Origin of the sequence: Nocardiopsis codii (assembly GCF_036327455.1) — a bacterium.
Classification (GTDB): domain Bacteria; phylum Actinomycetota; class Actinomycetes; order Streptosporangiales; family Streptosporangiaceae; genus Nocardiopsis; species Nocardiopsis codii.
Genome location: NZ_JAUZMY010000017.1, coordinates 139402 through 158732, shown reverse-complemented (window position 1 = coordinate 158732; position 19331 = coordinate 139402). Strand labels below are relative to the sequence as shown.

Genomic DNA, 19331 nt, shown 5'->3' with positions numbered 1-19331 from the left:
GCGGGCCGCGTTCCCTCCACGCCCCGGACGCGCCGAAGCTCCCCATTCCTCACGGTTCCGCCCCGGGCGCTATAGCGTGAAAGCCCGCGCCCACATCCCGAGAGGACCTGAGGCCATGCCGGAATTCGTCACCCGACGCATCAGAGAGTCAGCCCCCGGCCGCCGTACCAGCCCCGCACTGTCCGTCCTGTCCGATCTGGTCCACAACACCGGGGCGGCGGCGCGGTCCGCGACCGTCTTCGGTGACCCGGTGTCGTCGGGGGGCTCCACGGTCGTCCCGGTCGCCCGGATCACCTCCCTCACCAGCATGGGAGGCGGATCCAGCCGCCTGTTCGCGGCGGGAGGGGACGGCGCGGGCGGCGGCGGGTTCGTGCGGGCCAGGCCCGCGGGGTTCATCGTCCTCGACGACGCGGGGGTGCGTTTCCAGGGCATCCGCCAGCCGGTGACGATGCTCGTCCTCCCGCTCGCCGTGGTCGCCGGGCTCACGGCCGCCCGCATCGTCGGGGTCACGCTGCGCGAGGCTCGCCGCCGCCGCAACCAGCGGGCGCACTGCGCGCCCGCCGCCGAGGCCCCGTCCGGGGACTCCGGTTCCGACACGGAGCGGCCCGCCTGACCGGTTCCGGCCACCCGCCCGGCTCCGGCTCCAGGTCCCGCTCCGGCCCGAGGGGCCGGAACGGGACGGGGCCGGCCTAGCCGGTCATGCGGGCGACGAACGCGAACAGCCCCATCGCCCACGCGAACACCGCGGACATCCCGATGATGACGAGGATCTCGGTCCAGTTCAGGAGGCGGCGCAGCGAGGCGCGCGGCACGTCGGTCAGCCGCACCCAGCTCAGCACCCCGAGCACGATCCCCGCCAGGAGCACGATCAGCGGCAGCCACGGACCCATGAACGGGTACTCGCCGACGACCGCGACACCCGTCGCCCCCACGCCCAGCACCCCGGCCAGACGCAGCGGCAGCACGTGCCGGATCCGGTCGAACAGCCGCGAGCGCAGCACCAGCAGGATCGAGAGCAGTCCGCCCAGCAGCAGGTCGGGAGGCCCCTGGGCCAGAACGGCGAGCAGCACGGTGACGGCGCCGCCGCTCACCGACGCGCCCAGGACGATGCCCATGAGCAGCCGGTCGGTGTTGCCGTACGTGTCCTCGAACCGCTCCGTGGGCACCTGCCCCGAGCGCCCCACCTCGTAGTCGAGGCCGGAGAGCCCGCCCATGACCATGGCCACGCGCGGCAGCGCGCCCACGCACAGCGCCAGGGCGATGCCCATGGACCGCACGCCCTGGACCGGCTCGGTGAAGATGCCCACCACCACGAGGACGGACGCGGCCACCGCGACGATCCCGAGACCGGAGATGTACGCCAGTCCCGTCTCGTGCAGGGCCCAGCCGATCACCGCGACCAGCAGCGCCCCGGAGAGCGCGAAGGCCGCCATCACCAGGGGGTTCGCACTCGTCACCAGGTTGGCCGCGAGAACCGCGGTGACCGCCCCCCACACGCAGGCCGCCGCGAACAGCACGTGCGCGACGGCGGGGAGCGGCCGGCGCGCGGCGAGCAGCATGACGGCGACGGTGAACATGGTCCCCACGGAGGCGATGCCCAGGTGCCCCGCGGACGGGCGCAGCCACATCATCAGCCCCAGGAGAATCAGGGGGCCGATACTGGCCACGAGAAGGCCGAAGGACAGCGTCGTCGTCGGGTTCCAGATGCGCGCGGTCTCGTCGACCCTGTCCTCGACGGCGCCGCGGACGTCGTCCACGTGCGAGGGGCGGCTCGGCGCGGTACGGCGGTCCAGCAGCAGGACGTCGCCGTCGTAGACGCCCGCGCTCTCCAGGGGTTCGTCCGGGTGTACGGGCGCCCCGTCCACCGTGGTCAGCGACCAGGCGGCGGGCTCCGTCCGTTCCTCGTCGGGGGCACAGACCTCGATGATGCGGGGCATCAGAGTGGCCACGGGAACGGTGCCGGGGAGTGCCAGATCGGCCCAGCGCTCCGGCCCGGTGACGGTGACCCGGCAGTATCCACTCACACCAATGGTTCCTTCTGTCGTCGTCGTGGGCGGTATTCACCGCGAAGGGGGAGGACGGACGCGAATTAGGTGATTCGCGGGGTTCGCGAGATCATTCCTAGCGTAGTCACCCAGACACCAACCCCCGTAGGTGGACGGAAAGAGATCGCTGTGGCGACGAGACCTGTGCCCCGCCCTGCCCGCAGTGTCCCGCCTGCTCCCGGGAACACGCCCCTGGTCATCGCGGCCCCTCCGCAACTGCCGGAGAACGCGCCGGCGTCCAGCTCCGGGGCGATGATCATCATGCCGATCATCACCGGTTCGGGTTCCCTGCTGATGTCCATCACCATGGGCCACCGCCCCCTGATGGCCGTCGCGGGCGTCATGATCATGATGGCCAGCGTGGTCGTCGGCATCATCATGTTCGTGGCCCAGCACAACGGTCCCCGCAAGCGCATGCGGGAGCAGCGCGAGCGGTACGTCGACTACCTCGACCAGCTCCGCGAGATCGTCCGCGACGTCGCCTCCACCCAGCGCGCGGACAACGCGTTCCGCCACCCCGACCCGTCGCTGCTCACTGAACCGGCCCGGTCGCGGACGCGGAGGTGGGAACGGCGCCCCGCGGACCCCGACTTCCTCGACGTCCGCGCCGGCACCGGCACCCGCCCCCTCGCCCGGCGGCTGAAGCTCAAGGTCGACACCTCGTCGCCGCTCATCGAGTACGACCCCGTCTGCCAGGGCGCCGCCGACCAGCTCATCGAGCTGTACGCGGACGTTCCCGAGATGCCGCTGGTCGTCCCGCTCCGGGAGCACGGGGTGGTGTCGATCGTCGGTGACCGCGAGGCGGGACGCGGGCTCGTCCGCGCCATGGTCGCCCAGATGGCGACCTTCCACTCCCCGCACGACCTGCGGATCGGCGTGGTCCGTGACACCAAGCTGCGCGACCGGTGGGAGTGGCTCAAGTGGCTGCCCCACAACACGTTCGACGACGCCCAGGACGGGCCGATGCCCGCCCGGTTCGTGGCCGGCAACACCGTGCAGGTCGCCGAACTGCTCGCCGACGAGATCGAACGGCGCACCGTCGACCTCCAGCGGCGGCGCGGCAAGCCTCCGGGGCCGGGGACGCAGCGGCTCGTCGTGGTCCTCGACGGGGAGCACCAGTCGACCCTGTCCGGGCTGCACGCCGAACCCCCCGTGACCTCACTCGCCGACCTGGGCATCCACATCATCGCGCTGGTGGCGGACCGGCGCGAGGAGCCGGAGTCGGTGGACCTGCGCATCAACGTCGACGCCGACGGCACCCTCGCCGAGGACACCGAGAACCCGGGCGCCGACGACAGCACCGAGCGCACGCCGTTCCAGGGGACCGCCGACCGGTCGGGTGTCGCCCACCTGACGAGCCTGGCCCGCATCCTGTCCCCGTACGGGATCGCTGTCTCCGACGGCGACGACGCCATGCACGCCACCGTCGGACTCCCCGAGATCCTGGGGGTGTCCGACGTCGCCCAGCTGGACACCCGCCGCACCTGGCGCAAGCGCAGCACCGGCGACTACCTGCGCGTCCCCATCGGGGTGGGTCCCAACGGCAACGCCGTGCTGCTGGACCTGAAGGAGTCGGCGTTCGGCGGCATGGGCCCGCACGGGCTCGTGGTCGGCGCCACCGGTTCGGGCAAGTCGGAGATGCTGCGGACCATGGTGGCGTCGCTCGTCATCAACCACTCCCCCGAGTCGCTGGCGCTGCTGCTGGTCGACTTCAAGGGCGGCGCGACCTTCGCGGACACCGACCGGCTGCCCCACAGCACCGGGCTGATCACCAACCTGGCCGACGACGACTCCCTGGTGATGCGGTTCCGGGAGGCGACCTTCGGTGAGCTGACGCGGCGGCAGCAGATCCTCAAGGACGCGGGCAACCTGCCCAACCTGCACGCCTACGAGGCGGCCCGCGAGGACGACCCGGGCATGGAGCCGCTGCCCCACCTGCTGATCATCATCGACGAGTTCTCCGAGCTGCTCACCGCGCACCCCGACTTCGCGGAGCTGTTCGTGGCCATCGGCCGGATCGGCCGGTCCATCGGCGTGCACCTGCTCCTGGCCACCCAGCGGCTGGAGTCGGGCAAGCTCAAGGGCCTGGAGTCGCACCTGTCCTACAGGGTGGGCCTGCGCACCTTCTCCGAGGCGGAGAGCCGCGAGGCGATCGGCGTCGGGGACGCCTACCACCTGCCGCCCGAGCCCGGCTCCGGCTACCTCAAGGTGGACACCTCCGTCTTCGAGCGGTTCAAGGCCGCCATGGTCTCCCAGCCCTACGAGCCCCCGGCCGAGGAGGAGAAGGAGGAGCACGAGCCGGTGCTCCCCCTGCTGTCCTACAACGGCCTCAACAAGGTGACCGGCGAGGGCTCGCTGGTGGAGTCGCTCATGGCGTCGGTCCGCGCCAAGGGCGAGGAGTCCAAACCCAAGAAGGACAAGCGCACCACCCTCCAGGTCACCGTGGACCGGCTGGTGGCGTCGGGCGCGGACAAGGTCCGGCCGATCTGGCTGGAGCCGCTGCCCGAACTGCTCACCCTCGACACCGTGCTCACCGACCTGGGCGAGGGCGACGACCTGGAGGGCCCCGGGACCGAGCCCCCCGCCGCGGAGATGCGCGCGGTCCTCGGCCTGACCGACATCCCCCGCGAGCAGCGGGTCGTCCCCGCGGAGATGGACTTCACCGGGGCCGAGGGCAACGTCATCGTCCTGGGAGGGCCCCAGTCCGGCAAGTCCACGATGCTGCGCACGCTCGTCGCGAGCCTGGCGTGGCGGTACCCGCCGGGCCGGGTGGGCGTGTACGCCATCGACTTCGGCGGCGGCGCGCTCCAGGCCATGGAGGACCTGCCCCACGTGGCGGGCGTGGCGGGGCGGGCCGACCCCGAGAAGGTGCAGCGGGTGCTGGTCGACGTGCGCGCCCAGCTCGACCGGCGCCAGCGGGTGTTCCGCAAGTACAAGCTGGACTCCCCCGCGGCGCTGCGCCAGGCGCGCGCGGACGGCAAGGTGGCCGGGAACGTGGTCGGCGACCTGTTCCTGATGATCGACGGCTGGTCGTCGGTGCGCGACACCTTCGACGAGGCCGACGAGGTCCTGATGGACATCGCGACCCGGGGCCCGTCCCTGGGGGTGCACACGGTGCTGACCGGGGCCGCGACCTCCCAGGTCCGCTCCCGTCTGCAGGCCCTGTTCGGCGGCCGGTTCGAGCTGCGGCTGAGCGACCCCATGGACTCGGGGATCGGGCGCAAGGTCGCCGACGAGATCCCGAAGGACACCCCCGGGCGCGGCCTGACCTCGGCGGAGCACCACACGCACGTGGCGCTGCCCCGGGTGGACGGGGTCGCGTCCGACGAGGACGTCACCGACGGCATCCGCGACCTGGTCAAGCGGATCGGCGAACGGTGGCCGCAGAAGGCCGTCCAGGGCGTCAAGACGCTGCCCGTCAAGGTCGAACTGGACGAACTGCTCAAGGGCCGCCGTACTCCCCGGGGCCGCCGCGACACCGAGCTGGTGCTGGGCATGGCCGAGAGCTCGCTGGCTCCGGCCACCACGAACCTGGAGCGGGACCCGCACCTGGTCGTCTACGGCGACCCGCAGACCGGCAAGACCGCCCTGCTGCGCGGGCTGGTCAAGCAGATCGTGCGGCGCCCGGCCAACGAGGTCGGCATTGTCATGGTGGACTTCCGCCGCAGCCACCTGGAGCTGGTCCCGGAGGACCACCTGCTGGCGTACTGCACGAGCGCGGAGCAGACCAAGGCGGTCGCGGCGAACCTGGCCGGGTCGCTGAAGGAGCGCATGCCGGGCCCGGACGTCACCCCGAAGCAGCTGCGGGAGCGCAGCTGGTGGAAGGGCCTGGACCTGTTCATCGTGGTCGACGACATGGACATGCTGGGGGCGCGGTCCAACCCGCTCGCACCACTGGCCCCGTTCATCCCGCAGGGCGCCGACCTGGGGCTGCACGTCATCGCGGCCCGCCGGACGGGCGGTTCGGCGCGGGCGATGTTCGAGCCGGTGCTCCAGGCGCTGACCGACATGGCCACGCCGGGCATGCTGTTCTCCGGAGACCGGATGGAGGGGCGCCTGGCCAACGGCACGGCGTCCAAGCAGCTCCCGACCGGACGCGCCCAGCTGGCCCGCCGCGGTCAGCGTCCCGACCTGGTCCAGGTCGGCTGGAGCGAGTCCCCGGCGTAGACCGACCCGGCCCGGTGTGCCCTCCGACGTCCCGGAGGGCGCACCGGGCCGGATGTGTGCAGTGGGAGGCATGCGGCCGGGGCGGGCCGCCGGGACACGTGTGGCCGGATGCGGCCACGGCCGATCGCCCCTACAGTCCACCTGCGGGTTCTCCGCTCCTGTGTGCCCGGCCACGGACCTGTCGTGACATCCGTCCGGTTCACTATCCTTCGTCCCCGGGGTTACGCGCCGATCCGCCTGCTGCGACACGGCGACGGGGACCACGGGGACGTGCGGAGAACAACCCGGCCCGGACTGGTCGGACCCGCTGAACGACGAGATGAGACCTGAGAGCGACCTGGTTGAGCATGCGCACAAGAACTGCCGGTTTCAGGGCGGCGACCGCCGTGCTCCTCCTCGGCTCGACCGGGTGCGCGCTCCTCTCCGGCTCCGGGCAGGAGACCCGGGAACTGGCCGGTTACGAGGTCGTCCACGAGATGTCCGGTGACGACCTCGACGAGCTCCCGGTGCCGACCACGGTCTCCGAGGCCTCCTGGGTGTGGGAGGGCCCTCGGCACGGCGCACTCCTCGAAATCCTCCCCGTGCCCACCGGCGCGGTCCTGCACCTGGACGACGGAGCCGTCGGGCTGGACACCGCGACGGGCAAGGAGGCGTGGAGCTACCGCCTCCTGGAGTCCGAGGCCGATGTCGCCGTCTCCCCCGACGGTTCGCTGGTCGCCGTGGGCACGGGCGGCTCCCTCGCCCTCCTGGACTCCGGCACGGGGGTGGTGCTGCGGGTGGTCGAACACGGCAGCACCGGAGAGGACCCCCTGTCGGTCGGGGGCGCCGGCCTGGTGACCGACGACGGTCTGGTCACGGCGGAGGCCGACGACGCGGGGGTCGCCGTCTCCTTCACCCCGTGGGAGGGCGAGTCGGAGTGGCGCGACGGGGACCTGCGGTGTCCGGAGGTCACGGGGACCCCCCGGGTCGAGGACGGCTTCCTCACCCCCAGCGGCGTCGTGGTCGTCCACTCGTGCGGCGGCTCCGACCTGCGCATGACCAGCCTCGACACGGCCACCGGGCAGGAGCAGTGGAACCTGGTGCGGGGGGAGGACTTCGACGACGCGGCCGAGCACCCGGAGGAGCTGGAGGAGGAGAGGTTCGCCGCGGTGGGCGACGTGGCCGTCCTCCAGAACATGGCGCTGCTCCGCGGCACCGTCGTGGTCGACACCGTGCACGGGGACGTCCTGGCCGACGCCCTCCCTGCCGGGCTAGAGGACACCGTGCTGCGCGTCCTGCCCCACGGATACCTGGCGGTCAGCTCCGAACGCCTGGAGCACGGGGGCTGGGAGGACCGTTTCGAGGTCCGCGACTTCACGGGCACGGTGAGGGACACGGTCGTCACCGACGAGAACGGCGCGGGGAACACCGTCTCCGGCCAGCTCCCCCTGAAGGACTCGCTGCTCAAGCCGAGGTGGTCCGAGGAGGAGAAGAACCTGGAGATCGCCGTCTTCGACTGGGACGCGGAAGGCCCCGAGAGGACGATCACGCTGCCCGTGGAGATCGATCTCAGCGGGATCGACAGCATCTGGAGGGTCGAGGAGGCCCTGGGCCCGGGAACCTTCCAGGAGGTCCCCGGCGCCGTGCTCGTGCGCGAGCACGCGCGCGGGGAATCGGTCCCCCGTGTGGCGGGGCTGACGTGATCCCGGTGGGAGCGCCCGTTCCCGCAAGATCGTCGTTGCACTGGACCCCGAAGCGGCCTTGTCCGAAAGTGGCCACGCCGTCAAAACCCATTCGTCCCTGACTACACGAGTGCCTACGACATGACACTTCTTCGATAGCCAGCGCACAGAGGAAGACGGCAACTGACGTTCGACGGAATTCGACTGACCTGCCGGTCCCCTGCCCTGGCTCGACACACCACGGAGTACCCGTTGTCCCACCGCGAACGCCGGTTGTCCATCTTGCTGGCGACCGCTCTGTCCTCCCTGATCCTGTCTGCGTGCACGTCAGAGGGACGTGAGGAGCCCACCGGCACACGCGGTGCCGAAGAAAGCCCCTCCCCCGCGTACGTGTCCTATTACTGGGTCGAGCGTGAGGTGCAGGTACTCACTCTCGACCGCATGATGAGCGAAGGCGACCCGCAGATGGTGGTGGACAACACTGGTGATCTCAGCGAGCGGCTGTTCGCCACCCACATCATCCAGGAGGGTGAGGACGGGTACCGCGTGGAGTTGAACAAGGACGAGTGGACACCCGAGGCCGTGACATCCATCAACCACATGGACTCGGCTCTGACCGCAGCCATGTCCGGCAACGAGGTCGCCTGGTGTGGAGAACCCATAGCAGGCGACGACTTCGTCGAGGGCTACACCGACCGGTTCTGGGAAGCCTACGAGGCCAGGTCGGAGTACGAGGAGAGCATTACCGACTATGTCGACTGCGGCACCGGTGAGCTGGGCTGATTCCGGTTCCGTCTTCCGATCCCGGTCTGGAGCGCACACCGCCCTGTTGATGTGCGGCTGCTCCCACCCTGTCGGGCAGTGGGCCGACCTTGCTGACGTCAGGCGGCCCAGGGTCCATGAAGCAACCGGGATGCGACCAGGTTCCTCTGCCAGAAACTTTCGTCCACGCTTCCGGAACCGCCCTCTTCCGAGGACACTGCGCCACGGTGGGGAGGGCGACGGGAGCGTCCGCGCCGGCCGGGACTCACCGGAGCGGTCGGACGCCGCCCTCCCTGGCCCTGGATGCCCTGTCGCGAATCGAACCATGACACCCTCGGGGTGATCCCACCCCCTGTGCCACCATCGTCACGGCCGCACCGCTCCACCCCGGCCCGTCCCGCACATCACCGCCATTCCCCGAAAGGCAGCTCCATGCGGCGTTCCCCCGCCCTGTCCCCGGCCGTGTGCCTGCTCGCCCTCGCCACCCTCACCGCCTGCACGGACACGTCCAGCACCTCCGACGGGGCCGCCGAGACGGTCGAGGAGCTGGCCGAGGAGGGACTGACCGGGCTGGCCCTGCTGCACCGGGGCTTCGAGGGCGGCGACCCGGAGACCGACCAGGTCCTCGTGTTCCACGACCCCGGGACGGGGCAGCCCCTCCACCGGATCGCGCTCCCCGACGGGGCGGTCGACCCCATGGCGTCAGCGGTGCCCGTGCACTCCCAGTTCTCCGAGGACTGGACGTTCTTCGCGTACGCGACCGCGGAGCCCAACGCCGTGCACGTCGCCGTGCTCACCGACCCGGAGGAGACCGACGTGGAGGAGATCTCCTACCAGCCGGTCGAGACCGTCACACCGGGGGCGGGCGAGGTCCTGTCGCGTCCCGTCGTCCACGGCGACAGGCTCTGGTTCGTCTCCGACAACGAGCAGGGCGGGGCGCCGCCCCAGGTGCTGTCGGTCCCGCTGGAGGCCCCCACCGGAACCCCCAACCAGGAGGGGGTCCTCGCTCTGGGGGAGGCCCAGCGCCCCAGCGACTGGGCGCTCACCCCCGGCGGGGCGCTGCACATCCGCAACAGCGTGCAGACCCAGCAGGTGAACGGCTCGGGCGGCGGCAGTCTCGTGGTGCGGCAGACCGACGACAGCGTGGTGAACGCGACCCTCAACGTCGACGGCGGCCAGTGGCAGACCTTCGACGGGGCCCCGGTGTGGGGTGAGGGCACCGCCCTGCTCCGCCCTGACGCCGTGGGCGGAGCCGACGCGCCTCCGGGCGCGTACCTGGTGACGGTGGAGGGCCAGAGCCACGAGGGGACCCGGCTGTTGGAGGACGCCGACGGGCCGGTCGTGCAGTACGCGCCCGCCCCCGGGCGGGAGTCCGTCCTGCTCCAGACCGACGAGGCCTGGTTCCGGGTGGACTTGGCGGACGGCGCGGTGGAGGAGACCGCCGAGGCCTTCCCCCGGTTCCACGACGCGTCCATGGACGGGTGGCCCCTCGCGGTCCGGTGGGCGACGGAGCCGGTGTCCGGCGACCCGGGCGCCGACCCCTCCGAGTCCCCCTCCTCCTGACGCCCCGCCCGTCGCAGCGGTCGCCCCCACGGCCGGTGCGGCGGACGCCTCCCCTCCGCCGCGACGGCCGCAGGGGCCGCACCGGCGCCCCGAACCGCGCACCGTCCGGTACCCGATCCCGACCCCGCCCTGCTCACGGCGCTGTCGTCCGGCAGGGGCCCGGCCCGCCGCGGAGTCCAGCCGATACCGATCCGTAATGAACTTCGCGATCGGCTCGCAACTCACATAGCCGACGATGCGTCGCAGAAGACGGCACGTCGACCGCGTCGGACCGACCACGGCCGGCGTCGAACGACGACGAGGGGCACGCGCATGACCGAGGCAGGCGGCAACCCGATCGAGGGGATGCAGGGCGGCGAGTACGCCGAGACCCTCGCGTCCGCCATGGCCGGGCTGGCCGACATGTTCGACCACATCATGGAGGACGCGGAGAGCGCCGCCAGGAACAGCGACGTCGCCCTCGGCTTCTCACTGTTCCGGCAGGACATGCTCCCCGTCTTCCAGGGCGTGCAGGACCACGGTCTCCAGCTGGCCGAGAACATCCAGGTGGGAGCGGGGGAGGTCGCCCTGAACGACGTGCAGTCGGCCGAGGTCTACGAGACCCCCTGGGAGTCCCACCGGGCGATCAACACCCCCTGACGCACTCGGGACGCCGCCCGGGTCCGACCCGCGCCCTCCCCGCGCCCTTCCTCCGCCCCAGGCCCCTGACCCCGCTCCTGGCACGGCCCCCGAACCGGCCCCACCCGATCCCGGTCCCCCGTTTCCTCCCCCGCTAGGTGTACTGACCATGGCCTCGTTCCAGCTGTTCTTCTCGCCCCGCTCCATCGATTCGTTCGAGAGCCGGATCCGCCCGGTGAGCGAAGACCTCGTCACGCTGGAGGCCCGGCTCCTGGGCAGGGCGGACGACCTGGAGGGCGGCTTCGACTCCGCCGCCACCCACTTCACGGACATCGTCGGCTGGGACATCACGGCCCTCGGCTCGGAGAACTACCAGCAGTGGGTGGACGCCGCGGTCAACCTCAGGTTCGCCATCGACGTGAACGACATGTGGGCGGACTTCGTCAAGGACTTCTGGGACAAGCGCGAGGCCATGTGGGACGACTGGGACGAGGCGGTCGCGTCCAAGGTCTCCCAGGTCCCCGCCGAGTACCGGGGCACGGTGATCACCGCGCAGTCACCGACGCCGGACCACTGGTTCGACTCCGACGCCAGGAGGTGCCGCGAGCTGTACGACGAGCTCAGCGGCTACCTGGAGGACGTCGAGGAGCGCGAGCGGGACAACTGGGACGCGCACGAGGAGAACGCCCTGGAGATCCTCGGGATGCTGCTCGGAGGGCCGACGGGCGAGAACGTCCAGAAGCTCATCGACGGCGGCTACGCGAACATGGCCTACGCCAACCTCGACCCCGAGAAGTACCTGTCCATGGAGACCGACTTCGAGCTGACCCCCGAGTCCGCGGAGGAGACGGCGTCGGAGCTCGCCCCGTACTGGTCGGGTGACAAGCCCCTCGACGACCGCTACCACGAGCTGATGCTCGTCATGAGCATGATCGGCACCAACGCCCGCAACGCCCAGAACGACGGCAGCGAACTGCGGGACGAGGAGGCCGACTTCCTGGAGGCGTTCTACTCCCAGCTCGAGATGGAGGGCGGCCCGTACACGGGCGTCCTCTCGGTCCCCGGCTGGATGGAGGGCGACCACATGACCGGGGAGGAGCGCGAACACGCCCTCGGGACGCTCGGCGACGGCCTGCTCGCCCTGTCCGACCCGGAGCTGGGCGGGGGCTACGAGTCGCTCCCCGAGAGCGTCCGCAGGGCCGCCGAGGGCCCGTTCCTCAGGACGGACCCGAACGAGCCGGTCTACGCCCTGGTCACCTACAAGGACGACGTGGAAGCGCTCACCGAACTGCTCCGGCACACCGACGAGGACCTCCGGGGCGGCTACACCCTCTCCACCAACCTCACCATGTCGGCGGGCTCCTACAACTACTTCTGGGGCTCGGCCGGGGAGGGCGGCTACGTCATGTCCGAGGAGCTGGCCGTGCTCGCCGACGTGGGCACCCGCAACGAGGACTCCAACTACTACGTCCTCACCGGGGAACACCCGTCCCCTGTGCCGGAGACCGGCCTGGACTACCCCGAGAAGTTCCGCCAGGACGCCGTCCAGGGCCTGTTCACCTACGAGTGGCACGATCAGGGGGAGGCCGCCGCGGGACTGATCGACTGGATCTCGGAGGACTCCCTGAGCGAGGACGAGGACGTGCGGAACATGGCGGGCGAGGCCGCCTCGGGGTTCATCGGCATGGTCACCACCCCCGAGATGCAGCAGGCCCTCACGGACACCGGAGTGGACGTGGGCGACAGCGAGGACGCGTCGTTCACCGAGTTCAACTCCGCCGTCGCCGAGAGGTTCGCCGACGTCTTCGACTCCTACCTGTTCAGCTTCGCCGCGAGCGAGATCAAGTCGTCCGCCGAGGGCAACCCGCTCCTCACCGGTGTCACGGACTACAACCCGCAGACACGGGCGTTCAACATCGGCGTCCAGGAGCGCGCCGCGTACATGCAGTACCTGATGGGCGACGACGACAGCGCGACGCGGGCCATCAACTCCGCCATGGCCTACGAGCAGGCGCAGATCGAGCTCTACCTGGGGACGGGGGACACCGACCTGACGGCCCCGGGGGCGGCGAGCCTGTACTCCCTCATCGATCTCGGCCTGGAGATGGAGGTCGAGGACCGCACCGGGGACCTGGAGGCCGCCCAGGAGCGCAAGGAGCAGCTGTACACGTTCGCGCTGAAGGAGGGAGGGAACCTGGCGGAGAAGATCCCGCTCGCCGGCAAGGCGATCAACACGGGGCTGAGGCTGGGCGCCGACGCGATCGTGCAGCAGCTGGTGGAGACCGACATCGAGATCACGCCGAAGGTGCCCAGGAACGAGGACGAGGAGATCCGCCGGATCAACCAGCAGGCCGAGTTCCTGAACTACGTCACGTCCTCGGGCAGCGACTCCATCGTGACCCCTCCGAGCCGGGAGCACCTCGACGTCCTGGAGGAGTACGGGGTGGTCTCCTACGGGGAGGACGGCTCCGTCACCGTCCGGACCGACTCCACCGGGTGGGACGTCACGGACGAGCCGGGCGGCGGCAGGTCCGACGTGGTCAACGCCCTCCACGGCGCCCTGAACAGCACGCAGATCGACCCGTCGAGCAGGGAGCAGGACAACGGGAACGTCTTCTACAACGAGTTCTCGGGTCCGTACAACACCCGTTACGACCTGATCCAGGCCGAGGGCAAGCGCGAGGAGGGGAAGTGACGGAGGGATCCGGGGGCGCGTCCGCGGGACGCCGGAGGCGGCTCGTCCTGCCCGCCGCGGCGGGAGCCGCCGCCGTGCTGGCCGCGGCCGTGTGCCTGTTCCTCCTCACGGGGCGGGACGACGGCTCGGGGCCGGAGGGCCCGGAGGAGCCCTCTCCCGGGGCGGGCGCCTCGACGCCCCCCGACGCGGAGTGGGTCCGGCAGCAGGTCAGGATCCTCGTCCTGGAGAGGATGCTCACCGAGGAGGACCCTGCCGAGATCGTCGGGAGCGCCACGGAGGACGCCAGGAGCGCCCTCCTGGAGGGCGGGGCGGTGGTCGACGACGGCCACGGGTACCGGGTGGAAACCGACCCCGCGGCGTGGACCGTCGCGGACCATCTCGGGGAGGAGGGGGTTCGGCGCGGCAGCGTCGACGACGCCATGGACGCCCTCCTCTGGGAGAACGAGGTCACCTGGTGCGGCGGCGAGGTCGTCGGCCGCGATTTCGTGCACACCTACATGGACACCTACCAGGAGGCCTTCGACACGCGGGAGGAGTACCGGGAGAGCATCGCCGGCTACGTCGACTGCGGCACCGGGGCGATCGACTGACAACGCCCGGGCCTCCTGCTTCACGTGGCCGGAAGCGGCCAACCGCGGCGGGGTCCGCGCCCGGCCCCCGGCGTGTGACCGTCCCGGAGCTGCGGGGGAACACCTGTGCAGGGTGGTCCGATGCCGCCCCGGGGCCGTCCGACCGAACGCCTGCGTCGTCGGTGGCCGTCGCCCGATGTCACAAGACACGCACCTCCGTTGACCGAGAGGTGAGATCCTTACTATCGTCCGTATTCTCCCCTTCTCACTGTGGCCACAGGCATCCCCATGTGAACACGGCCCCCGAGGGGCGAGCCCCATCCGACTTTCCGGAAAGGTCCAGATGTCGCACGTCGGTCTTGAAAACGTCAACAGCCTCTCCACCGGCGGTGAGCAGCTCGGGCAGGAGTCCGACGGTCTCCGCACCCAGATGAACCAGCTCATCCAGGACATGGTCAACGACGCCGACTCCCTCCAGGGGCAGGCGCTCAACGACTTCCGTATGGCCCGTGAGCAGCTGACCGAGCGCTTCGACGAGCTCATGTCCTGGTGCAGCCAGAACGGCATCAAGCTCAACGAGGGCCAGCAGGAGTTCAACGTCACCGACACGGACTCCGGCGCCGAGTACTCGCAGGCCGGGAACGACCTCGGCGGTCTCAGCCGCCCGGTCAACGTCTGACCGCCTCCCCCCTTTCCCCGCGTTCCCCCAAGAAAGGCGTTCCCCCATGGGTTCCCAGTTCGACGTGTACGGCGATGTCGCCGGTCTCCAGGGCCTGGCCGAGGACCAGCAGGCCCACCTCGGCCGCTTCTCCGCGATCATGAGCCAGATCAACGAGCAGTCGGAGTCGACGGTCAGCCAGTGGGAGGGCTCCGGCAGCTCCCAGTTCCAGGCCAAGGCGTCCGAGTTCGACACCCAGTTCTCCGAGGTCAACTCCGCCTTCGCGAAGGTGATCGCGGCGACCAGCAACACCGCGGACAACTACGGAAGGCTGACCAAGTACCTCGACGGTCTGTTCTAGTAGGCTGACCGGCGATGTCCACCCCGCCCCCGACGTCCCCGCCGGCCTCCCCCGACCCGGACCCGCAGCTCCCCGAGGCGTTCCACTACACGCCCAACGAGGAGAAGTACGTCCTCCAGGCGGACGCCCTGCGGCACCGGCAGCTGCGGTCGGCGCTGCTGTACGGTTCGAGCCGCTACTGGCGCCGGAGGCAGCAGGTGTGGCCCGCGGTGATCGGCGGCCTGATCCTGGTCGCGCTGATCTGCGGGGTCATCGCCCTCATCGGGGCCTTCGGCAGACAGCAGGAGGTCAACGAGGAACGCGGGTGGGGGAACACCACCCGTCAGCAGATGATCCAGAGCCCCCTCACCGACACCCCCTGATCCCGTGGCACCCGTGACACCGGTGCCGACGGGTCCCACACTCCCCCGCCACCCGACGGGCGGGGAATCCTCCACCACGAACGCCACAAGGGGGTCGCTCTCCCGTGTCCGGCTCCGAGAACGCCCCCTGGGCGCCCGGGTACGACACCTCCGCACTGCTCCACCAGGGGCGGCGCGCCCGGATCATCCGTGCGACGCGCTCCACCAGCGGTGCCGACGTCGTCCTCAAGGTCCTCCCCGAGGCCCTGGGCCGCGCCGAGCTGAACCAGCTGCGCGACCTCGCCGGGGTGCCCGGTGTGGTGCCCCTGCTGGACGCGGGGACGACCGCCGACGGCGAACTGTTCGTGGTCCTGCCGTTCTACGCGGACGGCTCCTTCGGCGACATGCTCGTCCGCAAGGGTCCCGCGCCGGTGCAGGAGGCCGCGGCCGTCGCACGGAGCGCGGCGGCGGCGCTGGGGTCGATGCACGGGCGGGGACTGCTGCACAACGACGTCTGCCCGGGGAACATCCTGCGGGCCGGACGGACACCGGTCCTCACCGGTTTCGGTTCCGTCCGGCGGTCCGGTGAGGCCCTGCCCCCGCCCGCCCCCGGCACGGAGGCGTTCCTGCACGCGGCGCCGGAGGCCCTGCGCGGCGAGGTGCGCACGCCCGCGACCGACGTCTACCAGCTGGCCTCCACCGTCTGGACGATGCTCGCCGGACACGCGCCGTTCTCGCCGACCGACGGCGGCCCGTTCGACGCGCGGGCGTACGCGGAGCGGGCGCTCTCGGAGGAGCCGAGGCCGGTTCCGCGGCCGGACGTCTCCCGCAAGCTGCGCGGTGTGCTCACCCGCGCGCTGTCCAAGCTCCCGGAGGAGCGCTTCCAGACCGCGGCGGCGTTCGCCACGGCGTTCGAGCAGGCGCGCACGGCCCGGCCCTCCGCGCCCGCCCCCGGTTCCACCGGCGGGCAGGCCCCCCTCTCCGGGGCGCAGCCGCCGATGGGCGGGACGTCCGCCCCGGCGACCGGACCCCAGGTCCCCCCGCCGGGGCCGCAGGCCGCCCCGGCCGCGCAGTGGTTCCCCAGCGGCCCCCAGACCTCGCACGCACCGGCGCCCACGGATCCGGAGGCGCCGGTGGGCGGCCCGGAGGCCCCCCACACAGGCCAGGGGCTCCCGCAGGCCCCACCGACCGGGCCGAACGCGCCCGCGGCCTCCACCACGGGCCCGCGCACCTCCCACCCCGTGCCCACCGGGGCGCAGAACCCCTACTCCGTGCCCTCGGGCACGTGGAAGCCCCCGGCTGCGCCGTCCGGGCCACAGGTCCCGTTTGGCACCCACGCGCCGCCCGCTCCCTCGGGCCCCCAGGTCCCACCGGTCGTGCCACAGACGCCCCAGGCCCACGTACCCAGTGGACCCCAGGCTCCGGGCCCCCACATGCCCTCCGGCCCCCAGGTGCCGCCGGGCGTGCCACAGACCACCTACTCACCTCACGCACCCAGCGGACCCCAGGTGCCCCTGGGCCCCCACATGCCCTCGGGACCCCAGGTGCCCCTGGGCCCCCACACACCCAGCGGACCCCAGATCCCGCCTGGCGTGCCACGGACGACCCACACACCCAGCGGCCCCCAGGCCCCGCCGGAGACCTCCTGGTTCCCCGGTGGACCACCCGCGCCGCACGCAGCAGCGGCACCGCCCGAGACCGGCCCGCAGGCTCCTCCCGTCGGCCCTCCTCCGACGACGGGCCTGCTCGGGGTTCCCCGCGACGGCGTCCACCCCCCGGGCGGCCCGCAGGCTCCCCCTCAGGACCTGCCCGCGGGCCCCGAGCGGCGGGAGCGCCTGCGCCGCCCCACCGGCCTGGAGGGGAGCAGGCTCCCCGCCCTCGACGCGGGCGGCACGGCCGAGATCATGATGGCCAAGATGCGCGGCGAGGAGATCTCCCCGCTGCGCGCCTGGTCCCGGTTGGAGGGGTGGTCCGGCACCGCCGAGTCGTCGTTCCTCCCCGTGGACGAGGGCCCGGCCGAGAAGGACGAGGTCCCCGAGTGGAGCCCCGTGCCCGACGGCCACCAGAACCAGGCCCGCTGGCGCCGCCACCTCCACATCGGCGTCACCGTCTGCGGCATCCTGCTCGCCACCAGCGTCTCCGGTGTGTTCGCCGCGACCGGCCCCGAGGAGCCCGTGGTGACGGCCGCCGCCGAGGAGCCCGAACCGGAGGCCCCGGCCGCGGACGGCCCCGCCGGCGAGACGGTCGCCCCCGAGGCGCCGCCCGAGGTCTCCGCCCCGTCCCAGGTCCTGCTCTCCGACAACTACGGCTCGGTCGAGCTGAACTGGACGGACAACAGCGGCGGCACCGCGTCGTTCTTCGTTCTGGGCGGCCCCCGGGACCATCCCCCGGCCACCCTGGCCCGGACCGGCCCGGGTGTGGTGTCGGCGCAGGTCGTCACGGCCAACACCGCCGTCGAGTACTGCTTCACGGTCGTCGCCGTGGACGGTGCGTCCGCTCCCGCCGACGAGGTGTGCACGACCCGCGCGGCCGACCAGGCGGAGGCCGACCGCCTGGAGGAGGAAGAGGAGGAGCGTCAGCGCGAGGAGGAGGAAGAGCGGGAGGCGGAGGAGGCCGATCCGTCGCCCTCGCCCAGCCCCGACGCCGCCGAGTGACCCCTCCGCACCGGTCGGGGACGCGAGGCCGACGCCCCGGGGACGCCTCCCCGGTCACCCCTCTGTGACCGGGGGCATACCGGGGCACACCGTCCTCAGATAGCGTTTGCTGACTTCAGCCGCACGTCTACTCTGGGGGCCGTCCCTTGTCCGGGGTCATCATCGGGTTCGGCGTCATCGCCAGCATCGTCGTCATCGGCTACATGCTGGGTCGCCTGCCCATCCTTGGCCCCGGGGCCAAGGAGGTTCTCAGCAAGCTGGCCTTCTTCGTGGCCGGGCCCGCGCTGATGTTCACCATCCTGGCCGACACCGACCTGTCCCTCCTCGCGTCCGGACCGGTCCTGGTCAGCGCGCTCAGCGTCGCCCTGGTGGCCGCCCTCTTCATCGCCGTGGGCGCGGTGCGGCGCTGGGGAGTCGGCCGGACCACCGTGGGCGCCCTGGCAGCCGTCTACGTCAACGCGGGCAACCTGGGCATCCCCATCGCCGCGTACGTCCTCGACGACGCCTCGCTGGTCGCGCCCATCCTGCTCATGCAGCTCCTCTTCCTGGCCCCGGTGGCGCTCACCGTCATGGACCTCAGCCGGGGCGAGGTGCGCGGGTTCGGTCCGGTGCTCCGCCGGGCGCTCGGCACCCCCTTCCGGAACCCGGTGGTGATCGCCTCCCTCGCGGGCGTGCTGCTGTCCCTGTCCGGCTGGGAGCCGCCCGCTCCCCTGATGGAGCCCTTCGAGCTTCTCGGCGGCATGGCGGTCCCGGCGATGCTGCTGGCGTTCGGGATCTCCCTGCACGGCGGCGGCATGCCCGGGCGGGGCCCGGACCGGGGGAAGGTCCTGTTCGGCGTGGTCCTGAAGTCCGTGGTCCTGCCACTGACCGCGTGGGCGCTGGGCTCCCTGGCGTTCGGGCTGACCGGGCCGTCCCTGTTCGCGGTGGTGGTGCTGGCGTCCCTGCCCACCGCGCAGAACGTGTTCACGTACTCCGTCCAGTACCAGGTCGGCGAGAACATGGTGCGCGAGGTGGTGCTGCTGTCCACCTTCCTCACCGTCCCGGTCCTGTTCACGGTCGCGTTCCTGCTCGGATGACGCCCGGCCCCGGCGGGCGGCACGGGAACGGCCCCTCCCCCGGCGGGGCCGGCCGGGCCGCGTCGCGTGACCCCCTCTCGGAGACCGGCGGCCACCTCCCCGTCGAGCGCCGCGTGCGGACCGTGCCCGCGTGCGGGGCCCCGCCGCGACCGGCCCCGAGG

At 71.8% G+C, this 19331-nt stretch carries 14 protein-coding genes; 13 read left to right on the top strand and 1 reads right to left on the bottom strand.

The window, feature by feature from the left end; translation table 11 throughout:
• Positions 1 to 115: 115 nt before the first annotated feature.
• Positions 116 to 613 (top strand): GerW family sporulation protein, encoded by a 498-nt coding sequence (locus Q8791_RS18185; protein ID WP_330092921.1) that lies wholly within the window; start codon positions 116 to 118, stop codon positions 611 to 613.
• 76 nt (positions 614 to 689) lie between these two features.
• Here Q8791_RS18185 and eccD read toward each other — a convergent pair whose 3' ends face one another.
• Positions 690 to 2024, bottom strand: coding sequence for a type VII secretion integral membrane protein EccD (gene eccD, locus Q8791_RS18180; protein WP_330092920.1), 1335 nt, complete (start codon positions 2022 to 2024; stop codon positions 690 to 692).
• A gap of 219 nt (positions 2025 to 2243) precedes the next feature.
• Between eccD and eccCa the strand changes: the two genes are divergently transcribed.
• The 12 genes from eccCa (at position 2244) to Q8791_RS18120 (ending at position 19170) form a co-directional block, all read left to right on the top strand.
• Positions 2244 to 6212 (top strand): type VII secretion protein EccCa, encoded by a 3969-nt coding sequence (gene eccCa / locus Q8791_RS18175; protein ID WP_407942022.1) that lies wholly within the window; start codon positions 2244 to 2246, stop codon positions 6210 to 6212.
• A 347-nt stretch (positions 6213 to 6559) separates the two neighbouring features.
• Positions 6560 to 7894: a PQQ-binding-like beta-propeller repeat protein gene (locus tag Q8791_RS18170; protein ID WP_330092919.1), complete on the top strand. Its 1335-nt coding sequence runs from the start codon at positions 6560 to 6562 to the stop codon at positions 7892 to 7894.
• A gap of 369 nt (positions 7895 to 8263) precedes the next feature.
• On the top strand, positions 8264 to 8656 hold the full coding sequence (locus Q8791_RS18165) for a hypothetical protein (RefSeq protein WP_330092918.1): 393 nt from the start codon (positions 8264 to 8266) through the stop codon (positions 8654 to 8656).
• A gap of 411 nt (positions 8657 to 9067) precedes the next feature.
• The gene (locus tag Q8791_RS18160) at positions 9068 to 10198 is read left to right on the top strand and encodes a hypothetical protein (RefSeq protein WP_330092917.1); all 1131 of its coding nucleotides are present in this window, start codon (positions 9068 to 9070) and stop codon (positions 10196 to 10198) included.
• Positions 10199 to 10510: 312 nt separating this feature from the next.
• Entirely contained in the window at positions 10511 to 10837 is a 327-nt protein-coding gene (locus tag Q8791_RS18155; protein ID WP_330092916.1) for a hypothetical protein, read from the top strand.
• A gap of 148 nt (positions 10838 to 10985) precedes the next feature.
• Positions 10986 to 13511 carry a TPR repeat region-containing protein gene (locus tag Q8791_RS18150; protein ID WP_330092915.1) on the top strand — a complete coding sequence of 842 codons (2526 nt, stop codon included), beginning with the start codon at positions 10986 to 10988 and terminating at the stop codon, positions 13509 to 13511.
• Positions 13508 to 14101: a hypothetical protein gene (locus Q8791_RS18145; protein WP_330092914.1), complete on the top strand. Its 594-nt coding sequence runs from the start codon at positions 13508 to 13510 to the stop codon at positions 14099 to 14101. The genes Q8791_RS18150 and Q8791_RS18145 overlap by 4 nt, the downstream gene beginning before the upstream one ends.
• Before the next feature lie 322 nt (positions 14102 to 14423).
• The gene (locus Q8791_RS18140; RefSeq protein ID WP_330092913.1) at positions 14424 to 14759 is read left to right on the top strand and encodes a hypothetical protein; all 336 of its coding nucleotides are present in this window, start codon (positions 14424 to 14426) and stop codon (positions 14757 to 14759) included.
• A gap of 46 nt (positions 14760 to 14805) precedes the next feature.
• A complete protein-coding gene (locus Q8791_RS18135) occupies positions 14806 to 15099 on the top strand; it encodes a WXG100 family type VII secretion target (protein WP_330092912.1) in 294 nt (97 codons plus the stop codon).
• A 14-nt stretch (positions 15100 to 15113) separates the two neighbouring features.
• Complete coding sequence (locus tag Q8791_RS18130) at positions 15114 to 15461, top strand: hypothetical protein (RefSeq protein WP_330092911.1); 348 nt, start codon at positions 15114 to 15116, stop codon at positions 15459 to 15461.
• A gap of 104 nt (positions 15462 to 15565) precedes the next feature.
• Positions 15566 to 18094, top strand: a complete 2529-nt coding sequence (locus Q8791_RS18125; protein ID WP_330092910.1) for a serine/threonine protein kinase — start codon at positions 15566 to 15568, stop codon at positions 18092 to 18094.
• A gap of 146 nt (positions 18095 to 18240) precedes the next feature.
• Positions 18241 to 19170, top strand: a complete 930-nt coding sequence (locus tag Q8791_RS18120; protein WP_330092909.1) for an AEC family transporter — start codon at positions 18241 to 18243, stop codon at positions 19168 to 19170.
• Positions 19171 to 19331: the final 161 nt, after the last annotated feature.